Source organism: Eubacterium xylanophilum ATCC 35991 (assembly GCF_000518685.1).
Classification (GTDB): Bacteria; Bacillota; Clostridia; order Lachnospirales; family Lachnospiraceae; genus Eubacterium_F; species Eubacterium_F xylanophilum.
Genome location: NZ_KI912471.1, coordinates 91993 through 114116, shown reverse-complemented (window position 1 = coordinate 114116; position 22124 = coordinate 91993). Strand labels below are relative to the sequence as shown.

The window sequence follows — 22124 nt, the reverse complement described above, 5'->3', positions numbered from 1 at the left end:
ACCTCCAAAATCATCAAACAATTCGCTTGAATTTCTTCTCAAATTCATACTTAGACATGGATATGGTTGTAGGCCTTCCATGTGGACAGTGATAAGGCTCGTCTGCTCGGAGCATTTCTCTGATTAATTCTTCAGCTTCTCTGAAACTCAGGACATTATTGCCTTTAACTGCCGCTTTACAGGCGATTGTAGCACATCTATCTGTAATTAGTTCTATCTTACTGCTGAGCGTATCATTTAGAAGTCCATCTAATATAGCATAGAACAACTCCTTGGTATCCAGCTTGATAAAGTGATAAGAGACTGTAGTAATAGCTATATCATCCCCGCCAAAATCCTCGATTTCAAAGCCCAAATCATAAAATGCATCTCGGTATTCATCGATCAACTGTTTTTCCCTGGCTGTCAAGGTGATAACCACTGGCTTTAACAGCTGTTGATGGTAGATTTTTTTGTCCTTTAAGTCCTTAATTATCTTCTCATATAACACTTTCTCGTGAGCGGCATGCTGGTCTATTATCAGCATCTCATCATTGTACTCAATCATCCAATAAGTACCAAATACCTGACCTATTAATCTGAATGATTCTTCCGTCTCTTCCTTGAAAATATTCCGCTCTTCTTTATTATTGATGAGCTCCAGCATGGTCTGCTGCATTTTCTTGGTATCAAGCTTCTTGGCTTCTTCAATTCGCTTTTCTTCAAATGGTTCAGGTGCCTTATAGCTAATTTCCTCTATATCAGGATTTGCTGCGGCAACCGGAACCGGGATTTCCGGTTCTCTCGGTGAAACCAAGGTAACCTCAGGCTCTCTTGGCGAAGCCAAAGTAACTTCAGGCTCCTTAGGCGCAGCTAAGGTAACTTCAGGAATTACTGTCGCCTTTTTAAGAGCTTCTTTGATAGAATTTGCAAAGAGATCGTAGACCTCCTCTTGATTCATAAAGCGAACTTCCATCTTGGTTGGATGAACATTTACATCTAAGAGAGAAGATTCTATCTCCAAAAACAGAGTTGCAAATGGAAATCGACCGCCCATTATATATCCGGAAAAGCCGGATTCTATGGCTTTAAATAACAACGGACTCTTGACAATTCTTCCGTTAATATAAGTATTAATCAGAGAACGAGTATTGCGATTAATCTCCGGTTTTCCGATATAACCACTAAGTCTCATGTCATACATAGTCGTATCAATCGGCAGTAGAGCCTTGGCAATTTCACTACCATATTGAGAAAAAATATTATTCTTGACATTTCCATTGCCGGATGTGTTGAGTTTGTTCTTTCCATCCACAATAAAGTTGAACCTGATATCAGGATGAGAAAGGGCAAAATGCATCATAACCTCACCTATTCGAGTTGATTCTGTCCTCTCAGATTTGAGAAACTTCAATCTCGCCGGTGTGTTATAGAAAATATTCCGAACGATAAAAGTTGTTCCGTCCGGCGCGCCAACCTCTGTAAAGGATATCTTCTTGCCTCCGTGAATCTCATATCGATTGCCAACCATAGAATGCTTAGCCTTCGTAATCAGTTCAACTTGAGATACCGATGCAATACTTGAAAGCGCCTCTCCTCTGAAACCAAGGCTGGTAATAGAGAGCAAATCGTTGATATCCTTAATCTTGCTCGTGGCATGGCGCTCAAAGGCGATGGGAATATCTTCTTTTTCTATTCCCATTCCATTATCTGTTATTCTGATAAATGAGATGCCGCCTTTCTTAATCTCAACAGTAATGGCATTAGCACCTGCATCGATGGAGTTTTCAACCAACTCCTTGACAACGGCAGCAGGTCTCTCTATAACCTCACCGGCCGCAATCTTATCTATTGTATCCGAATCAAGCAAATGAATCATAATTCAACCTCCAAGAGTTTACATAGACTCCTCGTTAATCTTTGTCTGCCAGTTATAGATTCTATTCATCGCATCCATCGGTGTCATGGAAGACAAGTCAAGGTTTTTTAGTTCCGAGATAATGTCATCATGACTATAGGAACTGAAAGTGTCAAATATAGATAACTGCCCAAATGACTCCTCTTCCTTCTTTGGAATCATATTAATTATAGAATTATCAGCATTTACTGCCACTTCAACTTCTTTTTGAGATTGGTTTGCCTCTAAGCTTTGGACTATTTCCCTTGCTCTTTCAAGTATAGGAGCAGGGACGCCGGCAAGTCTAGCCACTTCTATTCCATAACTTCTATCAGCTCCGCCTTTGACAATCTTTCTTAGGAATACGATGTCTTCGCCATCTTCTTTTACCGCTATACACCTATTGACAACTCCGGGGAGCTTGCCCTCTAGCTCAGTCAGCTCATGGTAATGTGTTGCAAATAGTGTTTTCGCGCCTATGTTATCTTTGTTTACTATATATTCAGCCACGGCCCATGCTATGCTAAGTCCGTCAAATGTGGATGTACCGCGTCCTATCTCGTCAAGTATAATCAGACTATTATTCGTTGCATTGTGAAGGATGTTAGATACCTCCGTCATCTCAACCATAAAAGTACTCTGTCCACTTGCCAAGTCATCAGAAGCGCCAACTCTCGTAAATATTCTGTCTACAAGTGATATATCTGCCGATGATGCCGGAACAAAACTACCCACTTGAGCCATAAGACAGATTAGAGCTGTTTGCCTCATATATGTTGATTTTCCAGCCATATTAGGACCGGTAATGATAACCAGACGATTTTCATCCGTATCAAGACATGTGTCGTTCTCTATGAAAAGATCATTTTTGATCATCTTTTCTATAACTGGATGTCTTCCGTCTTTAATGTTAATTTTTCCTGCTTTATTGATATTTGGTCGACAATAATTATTCTTCTCTGCCACATAGGCAAGAGAGCAAATCATGTCTATCTTCGCAACTGCCTTGGCCGTCTTCTGGATTCTATCCACTTGTGAGAATATGTGATCTCTGATTTTACAAAATTCCACATACTCCAAGTGATAAAGCTTTTCCTCCGCCCCAAGGATAATATCCTCATATTCTTTAAGCTTAGCTGTAGTATATCTCTCAGCATTAGTGAGGGTCTGCTTTCTCACCCAATCTATTGGAACAAGATCTTTGTAAGAATTAGTCACCTCTAAATAATATCCAAATACTTTATTATACTTGACTTTGAGATTCTTAATTCCGGTCTTTTCTTTCTCCTCCTGCTCCAAATCAGCCAACCAAGTTTTTCCATCAACTTTGGCATTGCGAAGCCTATCAACTTCAGAATTATATCCTTTTTTGAGTATTGCACCATCATGCAATGACAGTGGTGCATCATCATCAATTGCACTGAGAATCAAATCATGAATATCTGTCAAAGGATCAAGGTCCTTCGCTATTTCAGTAAAATATTCCGCCTCAAATCCCTCACAAAGAGTTTTTATAGATGGCAGCATGAGAAGTGACCCCTGCAAAGCAAGTAAATCTCTTGCATTAGCGGATTTGTAACTAATCTTACTGAGAAGTCTTTCCAAATCATAAATCGGAGTCAGATATTCCCTAATTTCCTCTCTTGTGATTATATCATCATTAATCTCATCGATTGCATCATATCTAGCTAAAATCGCCTGTTCATCCAACAGCGGTTGCTCGATACAGGTTCTGAGATATCTGGCACCCATGGCCGTCTTAGTCTTGTCGAGTATCCAGAGAAGCGATCCTCTCTTATTCTTCTCTCTAAGTGTCTCCACAAGCTCTAGGTTTCGCCTTGTATTTCTATCGAGGAGCATGTATGCCCCGTCAGAATAGGTCTGAATGCTCAGAATATGCGACAAGCTGGTTTTCTGGGTTTCCACCAAGTACTGCATAACCACACCGGCTGCTATCATACCAAATTGGTACTCTCTCATTCCGAGGCCATCTAGATTTGATACTTTAAAATGGTCCAAAAGCGTTCTCGCGCATATATCTTCATCAAAATAGTGAGCCGGCATCACTGATACCGTTATTCCCATCCTATCCTTTAAGTCCTCAAAATCTATACCAGAAATGAGCAATGCCTCATTACAAATCAACTCTGTTGGCAAGAATTTGTTGATCTCATCTAACAACTTGGCATTTTCATATACTTCTGTGAGGAAAAAATCCCCTGTACTCGCATCAACAGTGGCAATTCCAATTCCACCGTCAACCATAGCTACTGACATGAGAAAGTTATTTTTAGTCTCATCAAGCGCAGCTGAATCGATAGTTGTTCCAGGGGTGACAATTCTTACAACTTCCCTTTTGACAAGTCCCTTAGCTTCCTTAGGATCTTCAACCTGCTCACAAATAGCAACTCTATATCCTTTGGCAATCAATCTGTTGATATATGTATCTGCAGAATGAAATGGGACACCACACATGGGTGCCCTCTCATCAAGACCACAACTCTTACCGGTCAAGGTAATTTCCAGTTCTTTGGAGACGAGTTCAGCGTCATCAAAGAACATTTCATAGAAATCACCTAAACGGTAAAATAGTATGCAGTCATTGTATTCATCTTTAGTAGCCAAGTACTGTGCCATCATAGGAGTTAATCTTGTTCTATCAATTGCATCCATATAATGAACTCCTTCTAGTTAGTACTTCCACCATTGTTCTGTGTGGTATTATCGCCGTTATTTCCGGCATTTCCACCTTCTCCGTTGTTACCGCCATTGCCGCCTTCTCCTGAGTTGCCGCTGTTACCGCTATTGCCACCTTCTCCTGAGTTGCCGCCTTCTCCTGAATTACCACTGTTTCCGGAGTTGCCACCATTGTCACCACTATTACCTGAATTATCCGAGTTACCTGAGTTACCATCATTGTTTGAAGTATCAGGTGCCTTAGTCGCTACCGGTTTTTTGGTTGCAGCAGGCTTCTTAGTTGCCTTAGCTTTCGGCTTCTTAGTTGGTTCTGGTTCATCATCATTATAATCATCCGGCTCCGGCTCATCATACTTCACCTTAGGCTTCTTAGTTGGTCTAGGTGTAGTTCTGGTTGTATTCTGATTAATACGTGGTGCCACCGTAGGTCTGGCATCTTGTTCAGAAATCTTAACCGGTTTAGACTTGCTGAGGTAGATGGTATTAATATATCCCTCTACTCCATCATGACTTACCTTAGTCCACTCTGAATCATATTCTATAATCTTAACTTTTTCACCGTACTCGAGCTTTTTAATAACGGATGCTGTAAGGCTTCCGTCAGATCTCATGTTAACCTTCGAAGTAGTATATGCTACTTTTGCATCTTTAAGACCTTCATCATCCTCGTCATCAAAGTCCTCTTCGTTACCACTTACAATTGCATTATCATAAGGATCAGGAGTTTCAGATGTATCCTGAACAACTGCATCTCCGGATACTGCTGAATCAGAAACTGAAACTACACTAACATCCGTCTCTTCTTCTGTGTTTCCACCCAAGAATAATTTTCCGACAAAAACAAATGCTGCAATCAAAACAATTGCAACCACACCTGTCCATGTTCCTACAAAAATCTCAAATCCTTTTTTGGTATCGGGTTTGTATTTACCACTCATATTATGCCTCCAATATTTATATTCATATTAAATTTTCCCACATATTCCATTATAACATAGATAGTCGATTTGTCTAGCAAATTCTATAAAATATTTATTTTTTTTAGAACAAATGTTTGACTTATCTCTTTTTATATGATATTATAGTACTATAAATCGAACGTAGGTTCAAAACATTTGTTTTGTGTCCTATACATTGTATGAATTTTAGGAGGCATATCATGGCAAGAGGAAGAATTTCATCCAAGCAATCAGAGATTCTGGAATATATTAAAGAGCAGATTCTTGAAAAGGGTTATCCACCTTCAGTTAGAGAGATTTGTACTGCAGTTAATCTCAAGTCAACTTCATCTGTTCATGCTCATCTTGAGACTATGGAGAAGAATGGTTATATCCGAAGGGATCCATCTAAGCCTAGAACTATCGAGATTGTCGATGACGACTTTAATCTCATGAAGCGCGAGATGCGCCATATCCCAGTTTTGGGAAGTGTCGCAGCTGGAGAACCACTATTCGCTGAGCAGAATATCACAAACTACTTTCCTCTTCTTTCAGAAGAGCTCCCTAGCGGAAATCTTTTTATGTTGAAAGTTAGGGGAGATAGCATGATTAATGTTGGAATATTTGACGGCGACATGATTATTGTAAGACAGGACTCAAGTGCATCCAACGGAGAGATAGTTGTGGCATTAGTAGATGACTCTGCCACTGTAAAAACATATTACAAAGAGAGTAATCGCTATCGTCTGCAACCTGAGAATGATGACATGGATCCTATCTATGTCAATGAAGTCCAGATTCTTGGAAAGGTAATAGGTCTTTTTAGACTTATGTAAGACCAGCGGCTATGCGATTATTGTCTTACGAACGACGTGAGTAAGACCAGCGCTATGCGATTCCCAAACAACGAAGTCCCTTGAATTCAAGGGACTTTTTTAAACTCTTCGGCATCCACATCTTTTCCATCTCTCCAGATGCTCTCCAAATCATAGAACAATCTGTCATCAGGCATAAATACCTGAACTATTACATCACCGTAATCCATAAGTACCCAAGTAGAATTTCTATTTCCCTCAATCTTCTTATTGACGATACCATTTTCAGCCATGCGCATCTCAACGTTATCTACAATAGCTTGAACCTGTGAAATATTTGTACCATTTACGATGATCAGATAATCTGCGAGAATAGAAATCTCACTAATATCTATAATCTTAATATCTTTGCCAAGTTTTTCGTCAATTGCCTTATATGCAATTCCTGCCATTTCTTTTGAAGTCATCTCTTACCTCCATATTTACATAAACTGCTTATAATAATCTCGTGTTATAACCAAAGGATCATCCTCAGAAATATTCTCCCCAGAATATTTCAAATAGCTCAAAGTGCACTCAGCGCACATATATACAGCTTTTTCAAGGTCTATAAAAGCTGTTTTTCTTATTTCAGAAAGAGAAAATGGTCTGGGGTTACAATCTCTTCCCGGCTCTATATAATCAGCAATAAATACAATCATCTCAAGTTTAGACATCTCAGGATGGCCAAGCGTATGCCATGTTATAGAATTTAATAAATCCTCATCTGTTTCCAGATAAAAATGTTCAGCCATATAAGCGCCCAATTTTGCATGTAACAATGCAGGTGTATTCTTCTCTTGATCTGTGATTAGAATTCCATATTCCATGCATTTATCGATATATTCATAATCTTTATAGAACTTTGCACAATCGTGAAGTAAACCGGCGCGGTATGCCTTATGTTCATCACAATCATGTGCGGCCGCCAAGTTAGATGCAGTCATGGCAACTCCCAGTATGTGAATATATCTGCGATTATTTACACAGGATTTAATTGTATTTATAACCTTTTTGTCCGATGGTTTCGACTTAAACCCGGGTTTTGTTCCGTAAAAGCCATTAAACTTGATGTAATTTACTACATCTATTGGCACAAAGGGACGAACTTCCCTTTTTTCTCGGAACATTTTTCTCAAATTACTGGATGAAATATCCATCAAGGGCATGTCCACCTTGATAATATGTGCATCGAACTTTTTGTTGTACTTCTCGATTAGTCCATCCATGATTTCTTCCTTGATATCGCCTCTGTTCACCACCACAAGTTGGCACTTCTTGACGATAACTTCGGGCTTTTTCCAACTCTCAAACATCTCAAGGGAATCCCCGCCAATGATGAAGAAAAATCTATCTTCCGGACATGTTTTCTCAAGTTCTGTAAGCGTATCAACTGTATAAGTGGTCTTGTCGCGCTTTAGTTCCATATCAGAGAACTCAAAATGCTTTATAGGCGCGATAGCATGTTTGACCATTCGACTTCTGTCCTCATCCGGCAGAATAATAGAATTATCCTTGTGCGGAGGTCGCTTGGAAGGCATAAACCAAACTTTATCCAAATTCAGTTGGTCGTAGACAGAGCTTGCCATGGCAAGATGCCCGTTGTGAATCGGATTAAATGTTCCGCCGAGAATCCCAATATTGGCCATTACAATCACCTAACCTTTAGAAATTGATTACTTGTCTTCCTTCTTATTAGCCTTTGGAAGAACAATTGTCTTCTTATTCTTAGATTCGCGGTATAAAACAATCTTTCTACCGATAACCTGAACAACCTGTGATCTTGTTCTCTCAGCAATTACATTGGCAATTTCCTTAGGATCGTCAAAACAATTCTTAAGGACACCGAGTTTTATGAGCTCTCTAGCCTCAAGGGCCTCATCCACAGAATTAACCATCTCCGGTGTCACAGATGATTTTCCAATATGCAATATGGGATCCATAGTCATGGCAAGCCCCTTTAAATAAGCTCTTTGTTTACTTGTCATCTCAATACCTCATTATTTATAATACTCGAAGGACCATCCGCATACATTTACGGTATCCTCGTCTTCTATTCCAAGTTTTTCAAGTTCCTCTATGATGCCATTTTCCTTCATAAACTTCTGGAAGAACTCAAATCCACGCTCAGAATCCAAGTTGGTATAACCGAGCATTCTCTCAACTCTAGGTCCCTCGATTGAAAATGTTCCGTCATCTTCACGAACAACGCTAATCGGCTCATTGCTTATATCTTCTTCTTGGATTTCAAACTCTTTTTCAAATACCACATTTGGTTTTTCAACCTTATCAAGCATCTCCTTCACATAATAGAGAAGCTCCTTGACACCCTGTCCGGTAACAGCAGAAATCGGAAATACCTTGATTCCCTGTGGCTCAAACTCGTCTCTGAGCATAGACAATACTGTTTCCTCGTCATCACCATAGAAACAATCAATCTTATTGGCCGCAATAACCTGCGGTCTATTGGCAATCTCCTCATTATATGCTCTCAATTCATCGTTGATTACTTTTATATCATTGATAGGATCTCTTCCCTCAACAGATGCGGCATCAATCATATGAATCATTACTCTCGTACGCTCAATATGCTTAAGGAATTGATGTCCCAAACCAACACCATCAGATGCGCCCTCGATAAGTCCCGGAATATCCGCAATTACAAAACCATCTGTCCCCTCAAGGTCTACAACACCCAGATTAGGATTTAGTGTTGTAAAATGATAATTGGCTATCTTAGGTTTTGCATTAGTTACTCTGGACAAAAATGTTGATTTTCCCACGTTAGGAAATCCTACGAGTCCCACATCAGCAATAGTCTTGAGCTCAAGAATTACATCAAGTTCTATTCCAGGTTTTCCAGGCTGTGCATACTTAGGAGCCTGCATAGTCGGTGTGGCATAATGTTGGTTGCCCTTTCCGCCGCGACCACCTTTTAATAGAACTTCTCTCTTATTTTCATAAGACATATCTGTGATTACCTTGCCCGTATTGGCTTCTTTGATAATTGTTCCAGCGGGAACTTTTACCACGAGATCTTCTCCATCTTTTCCATGGCATCTCTTTCTTCCGCCGGGCTCGCCATCACCTGCGCAATATTTTCTAATATGTCTAAATTCATTCAATGTATTGAGTCCCGGATCGACTTCAAATATCAAATCTCCTCCGCGACCACCATCACCACCGTCCGGACCTCCAGCGGGCACATAGAGTTCTCGTCTAAAACTCACATGACCATCTCCGCCTTTACCGGAACGAATATATATCTTAGCTTGATCTGCAAACATAACATACCTCTTACTAATATGCGTTTCAAAAAAATGGCTGCCATATTACTATGACAGCCAAACGTTAACAAATATTATTCTGCAACTGGATATACACTTGCCTGCTTCTTGTCTTTTCCCTTTCTCTCGAAACGAAGAATACCATCAGTTAAAGCAAATAATGTATCATCTCCACCTTTTCCAACGTTGTTACCAGGATGAATCTTAGTACCACGCTGTCTGTAGAGAATATTACCAGCTAAAACGAACTGTCCGTCTGCTTTCTTAGCACCAAGGCGCTTTGACTCGGAATCTCTACCGTTCTTTGTAGAACCCATTCCTTTCTTATGAGCGAACAATTGAAGGTTCATTTGCATCATGACTTTTCCCTCCTAACCATAGTTTACTGTAAATAAGTAACATACTCACTATACGTTTTCTCGATCTCCCTGATTCCAAGATCTAGAGACTCTAGCAAAAGTATAGCTTTGTCATCTACTGGTTCTTTGCAGGTTAATTCCAATATACCATTGTCCTTATCAGACTGATCTACGGTAAATCGTGTCTCTGTTAAATTTTCTATCGAATTAATGGTATTAATTGATAGAGCAGAAACTCCTGCACAGACAATATCGGTTCCGGATTCTGAATATCCGGCATGTCCAGATATACGAAAACCATACGGTCTTCCGCTATCAGACCTCTTGATCATCACCTTAATCATAAATATTAAGCGTTGATCTTTTCAATCTTTACCTGAGTGAATGGCTGTCTATGACCATTCTTCTTATGGTATCCGGTCTTTCTCTTATATCTGTAAACAATAACCTTCTTTTCCTTGCCTTCTGCTACAACAGATGCTGTAACTGAAGCACCGGAAACAGTTGGAGTACCAACCTTTGTCTCTTTGTCACTTACAACAAGAACCTGATCGAAAGTAACAGTCTTTCCAGCTTCAACGCCAAGTTTCTCAACTCTGATAACGTCGCCTTCCTCTACTTTATATTGTTTACCACCGGTTGCTATAATTGCGTACATATAGCACCTCCTAATAAATTTACTCGCCAACTACGGTGCCTCCAAACAAAAATGCATAGAGAACTAAACCTCGTTGTGCGGCATACCCATATACCATAACATATGATTAGTACTAATGTCAAGGGGTTTGGGAAAAAAATTTAATATTTTAACAAAGTAAATCTTTATATAGAAATTATTTTACCCATTAACTATCTTTCCGTCTTCTATACGAACAATCCTATCTCCATATCTCGCAATTTCGTTGTCATGAGTTACCAGGATAATAGTTTTACCTTTCTTTCTTAAGTTACTGAGAATTTCCATGACCTCTTTGCCATTCTTCTTATCCAGAGCTCCTGTGGGCTCGTCTGCAAGTATCAACTTAGAGTTTTTTACCAACGCCCTTGCAATCGCACATCTCTGTTGCTGGCCTCCAGAGAGCTTTGTCACTTTCTTTTTGGCAAGATCTTCAATCCCTACACTTTTTAATGCATCGAAAACAATTTCACGCTTCTTCCTTCCTGATAATCCCAATATGTTTAGCGGCATGACCACATTCTCATAAACTGTATATCGTTTCATAAGCGCAAATTGTTGAAAGATAAATGATATATTATCTCTTCTAAATTCGTGCAATTGCTTTGATTTTAATTTTTCAATATGATACTCCTTATCCCCCCAAAAACTGTACTCGCCATCTGTCAAAGTATCCATGGCGCCAATTATATTCAGAAGTGTACTCTTACCTGAGCCGGAACTTCCCATTATAGAGATTATTTCTTCCTCAAAGACTTCAAAATCCACTCCGTCTAATGCTTTACATTGATAGTCATTTTTTCCATAATATTTTTTTAGATTTTTAATTTCAATAATCTTACCCAAATTTTATCTCTCCTTAATTCCACTGGCAAGTTTTTCACTGCTAACATACTTATAGCTCACCAGATAGTTAAAAAACAGCATGACAAAAACTGCAAAAATCACCCATAAACTTGTATCTCTTACATATTCCATTCTGATTTTCTCCCAGTTAATGCCAACATAAAATCCAAATATCAAAGAGCATATACCAATTCCCATAAGCATAGCTATGAAATATTCTTTAAAATATTCTGCTAGCACCTGCATATCAGAATAACCGTATGTCTTCTTGATAGCCATCTCAGATTTCCTTCTCTTAATCCACATAGAGTTGACTGCCAAAAGATTGATAAATGTAAACACGGCAATTATTAACATGATTTTATCTTTCAGAAAATCAATCACTCTGTCGGATTCGCTAAGTCCATCATAGTCCGGCGCTGAATCCGAAAGTTCAAACTCTCTCTTGGTACTATCAATAATCGTCTTTACAGAATTGACGGCATCCTCTCCTATTTCCTTATCTGAACCTACAACCAAAGTTTTTTGATCTTCTATATTACAAAAAAGATTTACTAATTCTCTTTTTAAATACTCATTTGAAAACGGATTTACCAATACAACCCTGTTATCATTTTTTAGAGTAGTATTCCTCAATACACCCGCAACCACTACATCTGTGCCATCCAAATTGATTTTACCATCAAGCACATATGTCAAATTCTCCTTGCCAATCAAAGCATAAGCCGTCTGATTTTTAGTCATATCAACATATGTTTCAGATATCTCTTCAATAAGCGGATTATTGCTAGATAAGTATACTTTAACTTTCCTTTTTTTCTTACCGCTTCCTGTCATCATGTTGACCTGAGTGCTTATATTGGCATTTTTATAATTTGCAAGCTTTTCAAACATGGCAGACATTTCCCTTTTTGAAGGAGTAACCTTTAAAAGTTCTTTATATCTTTTTTTAATCATTTTTTCAGTAATTTCATCACTTGTTTCTGTATCGTAGTAGACAGTTTTAAAATATATCTCATTATCGTATCTCTTAGAAACCTTTTCATCGCTGCTCAAAACACTATTTAAAAGCATTCCAATTGCGAAGAAAGATAATACGAGACCGCTTAAAAGCACAATCAAGTATATTAAATTGTCATGAAAAACACTTGTTAATTTCATCTTATATTTCAAGCCTCCTTCATCATCTCATATGGCATTTTCTTAGATAATATGCATATTGGCACAACTGATGCAATGATAGATATTATAATATCTATCAAGACTGACAGAGGTATAACTCTTGTATGTAATATCCAAAAAGTCATATCCGGAATTTTATTCCCATGCAATTGTAATTCCATATCAAAACTATATACTATAGTGCATAAAAGTGTAATTGCAACAACCATTGAACAAGTAAACTGCATCAGAGTTTTGGTTAATTGGATATAAATAAAGTCTCTTAAAGTGGCACCAGATACATAATAAATCCCATATGTTTGTTTATTATCAATTATATACATGTATTGTTGTACAAAATAGATAATAATAACTGATGCCAGCAGTGTTATGGCAAATACTAAGAGAGAATCTATGATTTTATTATAATCATTATCTATCTCCCTTAGAGCATCATCTAGGCTCATTACCCCCGATGATATGTCTTCATTCTTTATAGCATTTGCCAATTCATCCTTTGTTGTTTTCGGATCAAAACCATCCTTTATCCTATAACACAAATCACCCTCGTAATCATCTTTAGGAACAATCATAATCCAATTATCAATTTTCACAGTACTTCCCAATTGACCACTATCACCATTCCACACATTACAGCTTATGATTTTGGTGCCCTTTTCAGTTATACCGCGAACCAAATACTTTTGATTTCCCAATTTGATGGTTTTCCCAAGAAGAGCTTCTCCCCAATCATAACCCAAGTAAATCTCTCCATCAAGCTTATCATTCTTTACATCTGTCAGTTTGCATTTTATATTATATTGATCCAAAAAATTTGCCGGGATAGCATGAAATCCCCTACTGTATGACTCACTTAAAGCTTGATTGGACTTGCTATACTTTGCTAAGTCGCTGGTGGGAAACATACCTCCATTAATATATGATGATTCATCTATTAAGTCATAAAATTCAAGCTTATTTGAAAACTTCTTTTTAATTTTCTTCATTGCAATATCGTATTTATCAAAATCGATTTCTTCCTCCGATCCTATCATTGCAGAAATAATACCATATCGCTCTATGTCGTATCTCAATACATCTTTAAATTCTTTATTATTTGTATCAGAATATGATAACAGGAATAATGATATTGCAGTTATTATGAATACTATAATTCCCGCTACAAAAAAAAGAAACCACATCTTAAGGTTTTTTACCATTTCTTCATAAGCGAATTGTATAATATTTCTCAGTTTCATATGTATCTCCTTTAAAAAGTCCCAAAACAACAAAAGCACGGCTTTATGCGGTGCTTTTGTTTGTTAGATTTTGAAACATTTTTTACTATATTATACCATTAAAATGCCTTCATAAGTGAATAATATGAATTCTTAGGCATCTTCAATGACTTGAAGAAAAGTGGTTTGTCACTTGCTCTCCATGAAATCTTGTCATAAAGTCCCCACATAGTGATTCCTGTAATTCCCTTTGTCTTTGTCACATCGCGAGTCTTCTGAACATTTGCAATTGCTTTCATAAGCTCTAATGCATACTTTGTCTGATCTTTATCAGTGCGTGTATTGTCATTGAATGTAGTTGTGATATCAAGCTCAGTGATTTGAACTTCAAGTCCTGTGGCAATAAACTTTTTAAGCGCTTCAGCATACTTAGAAACACCAGGATAAGTTACATCCACATGACTCTGCATACCAATTCCACCACAAATCTTATTCTTCTCGCCCTTATTTACATAGTTGATGAGATCGACGATTTTATCAGCCACATCATACTCATTAAAGTCATTGTAGAAAAGAGTTACCTTATCTGTAGCTTTGTATGCCTGAAGTTCCTCGTAGGCGAACTGGAATGCTCTCTTAACATACTCACATTTGGTTGTAATCTCAGTACCATATACACTACCCCATGTAAAGTTGTTCCCAAAGTTTACGCTGTGAAGATACTCATTTACAACGTCCCATGCATATACGATTGAACCTGCAGATCCATTCAATGCAATTTCTTTGTCCATTACATGCTTCATGTATGACTTGATATAGAGCTCCATACGAGCATTCATAACTGACTTGCTTGCAGCTTTCTTGTTTTCATAATTTGCTGACAAGAACCATGAAGGAGTCTGTGAATGCCATACCAAAGTATGTGCACGAAGTCTCAAGTTATTATTCTTACATATCTCAAGAACTTTATCAACTGTATCAAAGTTGAGCTTTGGAACTTTGGTTTCCTTGTATCCGCTAGGAACAACATATCCAAGTTTCTTAGCTTCTGCAACTGAAATAGATGTGATTGATGAACCGAGAATTGCATCAGGCTTCATCTCATTTTCCATTGTAACACTGTTAAAGTGCTTGTTGACAAAAGCCATTGTTGACTTAGTTTGTAATTGCTTTCCTGCGCTCCAACTGTTGTAGTTGATACATGTACCAAAGTTGGTGAACAATGGTGCAAACTTCTCCTTCATGCTTGTAACAGGTCCAAGAACAGTTACCTTACATGTGAGTTTCTTCTTTCCAACTTTTGCAATTATCTTAGCAGACCCCTGCTTCTTAGCCTTAACTACACCCTTCTTAACTGTAGCTACTGATTTTTTCTTGCTTGTCCACTTAATTTTCTTCTTCTGCTTTTTAGTTACATTCTTTACCTTTAGTGTAGTCTTACCACCAATCAATAGAGAAACAGATTTCTTGTTGAGCTTTGGTGCTTTCTTCTTTTTCTTCTTTGCTACTGCTACATCACCACTTGCAGCTGATGTCAAAGCAATTGTAGCCGCCAATGCAATGGCAGTAAACTTGTAAAACTTGTTTTTCATTAGAAAAATACCTCCTAGAATATATGGTCGCCTAAAGCAACACTTTTCAACTCTTACCATTATATCATAATATGGATTTATGTCAAATTGATGGTAATCTGCTTAACTGCAAAAAGTCCCTATCGCATTAAAGCAATAGAGACTTCTTGCATATTTTTCTAAGCTACTATGACAATAATATCCTAGATATTACTCATTATCTTCTGGCAAATGCCATTCCCAATTACGAACCTCAGGCAAATCGATACCCTCTTCGTGGATGTACTGCTTGTGAGCCACAAGTGTATCATTCATCTTCTGGATGAGGAATGAAGCCTTGTTTCCAAGCTGTGGAAGATTCTGAACAACTGACTTAGTAAGATTGAAACGGTCAATCTTGTTCTGAACTCTCATGTCGAATGGAGTTGTGATTGTTCCCTCTTCCTGGTAACCGAATACATGAAGGTTTCTATTAGTTCTATAGTATGTCAACTCATGAATCATTGTTGGATATCCGTGGAATGCGAAGATGATTGGCTTATCCTTTGTAAAGATAGCATCATACTCAGCATCTGTCAATCCGTGTGGATGCTTAGAGTTTGACTCAAGTTTCATAAGGTCAACAACGTTTACGAAACGGATCTTAAGCTCTGGAATATTATCACGAAGGATAGTAACAGCAGCAAGTGCCTCCTTAGTAGGAGTATCACCACAACATGCAAGTACAACGTCTGGCTCTTCACCCTGGTCGTTACTTGCCCACTGCCAGATACCGATACCCTGTGTACAGTGCTTAACAGCCTGCTCCATAGTCAACCACTGATGTGATGGGTGCTTTGAAGCAACGATAACGTTAACATAGTTCTTACTTCTGATACAATGATCGAAGCATGAAAGCAAACAGTTAGCATCTGGTGGAAGATACATACGTACAACGTCTGCCTTCTTGTTAGCGATATGGTCAAGGAATCCTGGATCCTGATGTGTAAATCCGTTGTGATCCTGTTGCCATACGTTTGATGTAAGAAGAAGGTTAAGTGATGCAATCTTCTGTCTCCATGGAAGCTCTGAAGTAACCTTGAGCCACTTAGCATGCTGAGCAGCCATTGAGTCTACTACACGGATGAACGCCTCATATGAAGCGAAGAATCCATGACGTCCAGTAAGAAGATATCCTTCCAACCATCCCTCACACATATGCTCACTAAGCATAGAGTCCATGATACGACCATCGTTAGCAAGCTTATCATCTGTATCGATAATCTCTGCATTCCAGTCACGGTTTGTAGCCTCGAATGCATGATAAAGTCTATTAGACATTGTCTCGTCCGGTCCGAAGATACGGAAGTTCTTAGTCTCTTCATTGAGTTTGAAGATATCACGAACGAATGCACCAAGCTCGATCATATCCTGCTTTTCAACAGCACCTGGCTTAGGTACATCCACACCATACTCACGGAAATCAGGGAGTCTAAGGTCTCTGAGGAGAAGTCCACCATTTGCATGTGGGTTTGCACTAATTCTAGCATCTCCTTCTGGAGCAAGTGCCTTAAGCTCTGGAATAAGCTTAGCATCCTCATCGAAGAGCTCCTCTGGCTTGTAGCTCAAGAGCCACTCCTGAAGCTGCTTAAGGTGCTCAGGCTTCTCCATTGTGATAGGTACCTGGTGAGCACGGAATGAGTTCTCGATCATATTTCCGTCATCATCATACTTAGGACCTGTCCATCCCTTAGGTGTACGAAGAACGATCATAGGCCACATTGGACGCTCTGTCTTACCATTCTCACGTGCATCCTTCTGGATAGCTTTAATCTTTTCAATAGCCTCATCAAGAGCAGCAGCCATCTTGCTGTGCATCTTCATGATGTAATCCTTGTCGCTCATCTCATCCTCAACGAAGATTGGCTCCCATCCACATCCGCGGAAGAAACTCTCGATCTCGTCATGAGAAATACGAGCAAAGATAGTAGGGTTACTAATCTTGTAACCATTCAAGTGAAGGATTGGAAGAACCGCACCATCAGTTACAGGATTAAGGAATTTGTTACAGTGCCATGCTGTAGCAAGTGGACCAGTCTCAGCCTCACCATCTCCAACGATTGTTGCAGTGATAAGATCTGGGTTATCAAAAACGGAACCAAATGCATGGGCAATTGAGTATCCAAGCTCTCCACCCTCGTTGATTGAACCTGGTGTTTCAGGTGCAACGTGTGAAGAAATTCCCCCTGGGAATGAGAACTGCTTGCAAAGTCTCTTCATACCTTCAATATCCTCACTTACGTTTGGATAAATCTCGCTGTAGTGACCTTCCAAGTATGAGTTTGCTACAAAGAAGTTTCCACCGTGTCCTGGACCTGAAATCAAAACCATGTCAAGGTCATACTTTTTAATTACTCTGTTAAGGTGAGTATATACAAAGTTCTGACCAGGAACTGTACCCCAGTGTCCAACAATCTTTTTCTTGACATGCTCACGCTTGAGTGGCTCACGCAAAAGTGGATTATCAAGCATATAGAGCTGTGCTGCTGCTAAGTAGTTTGCTGCACGCCAGTAAGCGTTCATCTTCTCAAGATACTCAGCAGTAATAGGTAACTTTTCTGGACAATCTTTAGTGTTTGCCATTTTTCATTTGCTCCTTCCGAAATTCTTATTATTTTATATATTGTTATATAAATCCGTTATTTATTATAACATAGATTGAGTTTATAGCAAGACTTTTTTTTCGAAAATATTTGTTTTCGTTATTCATCACAAAAATTTCTCGTTTCCTAGAGGGCATTAGTGCAATTTTCCCATGATTTCATGAAGAGGTCGCCTTATCTTTTTTCGAGTCACCTCTACAATTCCAAGTTTTGTGGCGTCCACAACTACTGTTTCCACAGGATCTTCATCAAATTCCTCTTGTAATCTTGCCATAAGGGCCTGCATGTTCTCGGAATTTCTCATATTGATAAAATCTATAAGAATGATTCCGGATAAATTTCTGAGGCGAACTTGCCTTGCGATTTCCACCGCGGCCTCAGTATTTATCTTCAAAAAAGTCGATTCCTTGTTGCGATTGTTCCTGATAGCTTTCTCTGTATTGACATCAATCACATTAAAAGCTTCAGTTTGCTCGATTACAAGCGATGCCCCACTCCTCAGCCAAACATGTTTTGAGAGCAACTTTTCTATATTATTCTGGATTGAATACATGTTATCTAGGCTGTACGACTTATCTTCATATAATTGTACTATATTTCGCCCGTCATCCACCTCCTTTAGTTTTTCATACACATTTAACAAATCAGTTGTCACGCGGTCAACTCCACCAGAGGTTATAAGATTTTCTGCTCTGGCTTCCACAGACAACTTGGCCTTGTGTATACAAGAGTAAATGGTCCTTGACTTGCTATTCCTAAGAATTAGTTCAAGTCTTGCCATGTTCCTCTCGATTTCTCTCCTAATCTTGTCATCACTCGCATCCAAACATGATGTTCTCAAAATCACTCCAAATCCTCTGCCTCTAAAGCTTTCCATAATATCAAACAACTCTTCGCGTCTTGTTTTGCTCTTAATCTTTCTCGATATAGTAAAACTCTCTTCAGGATATGTAATAACACAGTACTCTGATGACAATTCCAAGTCCATACTGACCACGGCCTGTTTGGTCTTCATTGCCTCTTTGACAACTTGAACTGCCACTTCATCCCCTTGTCTTACTTTTTTGCAGTCACAGGACATATAGCATATAATCCCTTTTCGCACTTCCACAAAAGCTGCTCCAATATTTTTGACAAGATTTGTCACCTTGCCTATATGAATATCACCTACTCTCAGTTCATCTTCTCCGGACGGCTCAGCAATTATATCAGACACTTGGCCATCTCGAATGATTTCAGCGATATAACAATCCCTTATCTGGGTAATAACCATCTTATTCATACGCTACTCCTTAATCCCTAAAGTACATATTCATGCGATGAACTTGATAGGAATATGGCTTTAACTCAAAATCCCCAAATTGACACAGTGCGTCCAGCACCTGATCCGGCTTAAGATTCATCACACTTCCCGATGTCAGCTGAAGATAAAGCATTTCTTCGCTGTCATATTCGTTGTTTAGATCACCATACTTTAATCCCACTTGATTCTCAAAACTCTCAAGGTCAAATGCATAATGAAGTATATATGGCTTAATATCAATTTCCTTGAAGCTTCTCTTAGTTTTTTTATTATATATGATTTCTTCTCTGCCCATAAATTCAGTAAAATATTCCGATAATTTTACTCCATTCGCATCGCCAATAACATTGGTAGAAAAGGTCTTCCCATCCTTAAAACTAATCATATAATCACATCGCTCGAGAAGAGACATGGATGTCTTGGCATCATCAGGCAGTATGACAAAATCATTTATAAATATTTCTTCGGTCATAAAACCGTTGATATATTTTATAAAATCCGACTTTTCCATCTCAGGAAGACTCTCAAATTGTATGTCAATTACATCGCCATCTGTCGTTGCTCCCACACTTAGGGGTGCTGCAAAACTCATAATTTGATGTGGATTAAATCCCTGAGAGTAGGACACGTCAAGATTGGCCCGCCTGATTGCCTTTTGAAAAAATCTCATGCAATCCAGATGACCTATAAATTTCATCGTACCAGTTTTAGTAAACTTAAATCTTGTTTTCATAGCACACTCCCGTCTTAAACTTCATGACTCCACATCCACTGCATTTCATGCGACAATTTGGTGTGACTTCCTCATCAAGAGATCTCTGATACTCTCTCTGAAGGAACTTCTTAGTCACTCCTATGTCTATCACATCCCAAGGAAGTATCTCATCCAAATCCCTCTCTCTGTAATTATAGAAAAATCTGTCAACTTCCATATCATTTAATACATCTTCCCATATGTCAGGTTTGAAGAAATCTGTCCATGCATCAAAGATGCATCCTCTTCTATATGCCTCTTCGACAACAGGTCCAAGTCTTCTGTCGCCTCTGGCAAAAAGTCCCTCTAGCTCAGAGGTAACAGCATCATGACATTGATACTTAATTGATCTCTGATTTAACTGATCTTTTACTTTTGAGAGAAGAAATTTTCTCTTCTTTTCAAAGTTATCTGCGGTATCCATAGGCGCCCATTGAAATGGTGTAAATGGCTTTGGCACGAAAAAAGACGTGCTCACTGTAATCTCTGGCCGACCATTTCTCTTCTCTTTAGGCAGCTCAAAGTATCTGGCTGCTATCTTATCTGCAAGTACAGCTATCCCCTCTATATCATCATATTTCTCATGTGGCAATCCCAGCATGAAATATAATTTTACCTTGTTCCAACCGCCGGTAAATGCCTCCCAAGCACCATCTAATATGTTATCTTCCGTCAAACCTTTGTTGATAATATTACGCATTCTCTGGGTTCCAGCTTCGGGCGCAAATGTAAGCGAGCTCTTCTTGACATCTTGTATCTGACTCATGACATCCAGAGAAAATGCATCTATACGAAGAGAAGGCAACGATATATTAATCTTTCTTCTCTTACATTCTTCTATTAGAAAATATACCAATTCCTTTAATTCATTGTAATCACTTGAGCTGAGAGAACTGAGGGTTATTTCCTCATATCCGGTTGAATCAAGCATCTCCTCAGCTGTTTTCTTCAGATATTCAAGGTCTCTAGGACGGATTGGTCTATAAATCATACCAGCCTGACAAAACCTACATCCTCTAATACATCCGCGCTGTATCTCAAGCACTACTCTATCCTGAGTCGCCTTGATATAAGGCACCAAAGGTTTTTTAGGGTAAAATGTTTCGCTGAGATTAACTACGACTTGTTTTTCAACTGTTGGCGGAACATTTTCATTGATAGGATTAATTGACTTAATGGTTTTATCGAGGTTATACTCAATTTCATATAAGCTGGGAACGTATATTCCAGGCACTTTGGCAGCTTCAAGCAAGAATTCACGTCTGGATTTACCAGATTTCTTCCACTCCTTGTACTTATCCATCAATTCGCGATATGTAACCTCGCCCTCTCCGATGTAAAATATGTCAAAGAAATCAGCAATTGGCTCAGGATTATAGGAACAAGGTCCCCCGCCGATGACAAATGGATCATCCCTTCTCCTGTCCTCAGCATGAAATGGAATCCCCGACAAATCGAGAATTTGTAGAATATTGGTATAACACATCTCGTATTGTAGCGTGATTCCAAGAAAGTCGAACTCACTAATCGGAGTTTGAGTTTCCAACGAAAACAGTGGAATCTCCTTCTCTCTCATGATTTTATCCAAATCAGGCCATGGAGAATAGGTCCTCTCACAATAAATATCTTCATAAGAATTAAACATATCATAGAGAATCTGGATTCCGAGATGGGACATACCTATCTCGTAAACATCGGGAAAACACATGCAGAATCGTATATCAATCTTGTCCAAATCCTTGCTGACGGAATTAATCTCATTGCCGATATATCGAGCCGGTTTCTCAATTTGCATAAGTATCTCATCACTTAAGGCCAATTTCTTTTTACCTGTATAACTCATATATAAACCATCCTATCTTTGATTCTTAATCTTCTTTCAAAAAACTTATTGTAAAAAGTATATCATCATAAGTGAAACT

The 22124-nt window shown here is 38.7% G+C and carries 19 protein-coding genes; 1 reads left to right on the top strand and 18 read right to left on the bottom strand.

What is annotated here, in order from left to right:
• Positions 1–13: 13 nt before the first annotated feature.
• The 3 genes from mutL to L877_RS13615 are packed head-to-tail and all read right to left on the bottom strand — an operon-like array spanning position 14 to position 5511.
• Positions 14–1858, bottom strand: coding sequence for a DNA mismatch repair endonuclease MutL (mutL, locus tag L877_RS0108935; protein WP_026835776.1), 1845 nt, complete (start codon positions 1856–1858; stop codon positions 14–16).
• 18 nt (positions 1859–1876) lie between these two features.
• Entirely contained in the window at positions 1877–4549 is a 2673-nt protein-coding gene (mutS, locus tag L877_RS0108930) for a DNA mismatch repair protein MutS (RefSeq protein ID WP_034785494.1), read from the bottom strand.
• Positions 4550–4563: 14 nt separating this feature from the next.
• On the bottom strand, positions 4564–5511 hold the full coding sequence (locus L877_RS13615; protein WP_026835774.1) for an SH3 domain-containing protein: 948 nt from the start codon (positions 5509–5511) through the stop codon (positions 4564–4566).
• A 221-nt stretch (positions 5512–5732) separates the two neighbouring features.
• Between L877_RS13615 and lexA the strand changes: the two genes are divergently transcribed.
• On the top strand, positions 5733–6347 hold the full coding sequence (lexA, locus tag L877_RS0108920) for a transcriptional repressor LexA (protein WP_026835773.1): 615 nt from the start codon (positions 5733–5735) through the stop codon (positions 6345–6347).
• Positions 6348–6433: 86 nt separating this feature from the next.
• On the opposite strand, the gene rsfS is transcribed toward lexA, so the two are convergent.
• The 15 genes from rsfS to L877_RS0108840 all read right to left on the bottom strand — a co-directional run bounded on the left by rsfS (position 6434) and on the right by L877_RS0108840 (position 22045).
• Entirely contained in the window at positions 6434–6793 is a 360-nt protein-coding gene (gene rsfS / locus L877_RS0108915; protein ID WP_026835772.1) for a ribosome silencing factor, read from the bottom strand.
• Positions 6794–6808: 15 nt separating this feature from the next.
• A complete protein-coding gene (gene nadD, locus L877_RS14410) occupies positions 6809–8014 on the bottom strand; it encodes a nicotinate-nucleotide adenylyltransferase (RefSeq protein WP_084554838.1) in 1206 nt (401 codons plus the stop codon).
• Between the two features lie 27 nt (positions 8015–8041).
• Positions 8042–8353, bottom strand: coding sequence for a ribosome assembly RNA-binding protein YhbY (yhbY, locus tag L877_RS0108900; protein WP_026835771.1), 312 nt, complete (start codon positions 8351–8353; stop codon positions 8042–8044).
• Between the two features lie 12 nt (positions 8354–8365).
• Positions 8366–9652, bottom strand: coding sequence for a GTPase ObgE (gene obgE / locus L877_RS0108895; protein WP_026835770.1), 1287 nt, complete (start codon positions 9650–9652; stop codon positions 8366–8368).
• Between the two features lie 74 nt (positions 9653–9726).
• Entirely contained in the window at positions 9727–10011 is a 285-nt protein-coding gene (gene rpmA, locus L877_RS0108890) for a 50S ribosomal protein L27 (protein ID WP_026835769.1), read from the bottom strand.
• A gap of 23 nt (positions 10012–10034) precedes the next feature.
• Positions 10035–10355: a ribosomal-processing cysteine protease Prp gene (locus L877_RS0108885; RefSeq protein WP_026835768.1), complete on the bottom strand. Its 321-nt coding sequence runs from the start codon at positions 10353–10355 to the stop codon at positions 10035–10037.
• A gap of 5 nt (positions 10356–10360) precedes the next feature.
• Positions 10361–10669, bottom strand: coding sequence for a 50S ribosomal protein L21 (rplU, locus tag L877_RS0108880; protein ID WP_026835767.1), 309 nt, complete (start codon positions 10667–10669; stop codon positions 10361–10363).
• Between the two features lie 180 nt (positions 10670–10849).
• Positions 10850–11533, bottom strand: a complete 684-nt coding sequence (locus tag L877_RS0108875; RefSeq protein ID WP_341349149.1) for an ABC transporter ATP-binding protein — start codon at positions 11531–11533, stop codon at positions 10850–10852.
• 3 nt (positions 11534–11536) lie between these two features.
• Positions 11537–12694: an FtsX-like permease family protein gene (locus L877_RS0108870; RefSeq protein WP_026835765.1), complete on the bottom strand. Its 1158-nt coding sequence runs from the start codon at positions 12692–12694 to the stop codon at positions 11537–11539.
• 8 nt (positions 12695–12702) lie between these two features.
• Positions 12703–13953, bottom strand: coding sequence for an FtsX-like permease family protein (locus L877_RS0108865; RefSeq protein ID WP_026835764.1), 1251 nt, complete (start codon positions 13951–13953; stop codon positions 12703–12705).
• A gap of 98 nt (positions 13954–14051) precedes the next feature.
• Positions 14052–15524 carry an endo-1,4-beta-xylanase gene (locus tag L877_RS12805; protein WP_051437777.1) on the bottom strand — a complete coding sequence of 491 codons (1473 nt, stop codon included), beginning with the start codon at positions 15522–15524 and terminating at the stop codon, positions 14052–14054.
• Positions 15525–15713: 189 nt separating this feature from the next.
• Positions 15714–18125, bottom strand: a complete 2412-nt coding sequence (locus L877_RS0108855; protein ID WP_026835763.1) for a phosphoketolase family protein — start codon at positions 18123–18125, stop codon at positions 15714–15716.
• Between the two features lie 156 nt (positions 18126–18281).
• Entirely contained in the window at positions 18282–19427 is a 1146-nt protein-coding gene (locus L877_RS0108850; RefSeq protein ID WP_051437776.1) for a ribonuclease E/G, read from the bottom strand.
• A 10-nt stretch (positions 19428–19437) separates the two neighbouring features.
• Positions 19438–20181 (bottom strand): TIGR03936 family radical SAM-associated protein, encoded by a 744-nt coding sequence (locus L877_RS12800; RefSeq protein WP_051437775.1) that lies wholly within the window; start codon positions 20179–20181, stop codon positions 19438–19440.
• On the bottom strand, positions 20165–22045 hold the full coding sequence (locus tag L877_RS0108840; protein ID WP_026835761.1) for a TIGR03960 family B12-binding radical SAM protein: 1881 nt from the start codon (positions 22043–22045) through the stop codon (positions 20165–20167). Before L877_RS0108840 ends, L877_RS12800 begins: the two co-directional genes overlap by 17 nt.
• Positions 22046–22124 lie beyond the last annotated feature (79 nt).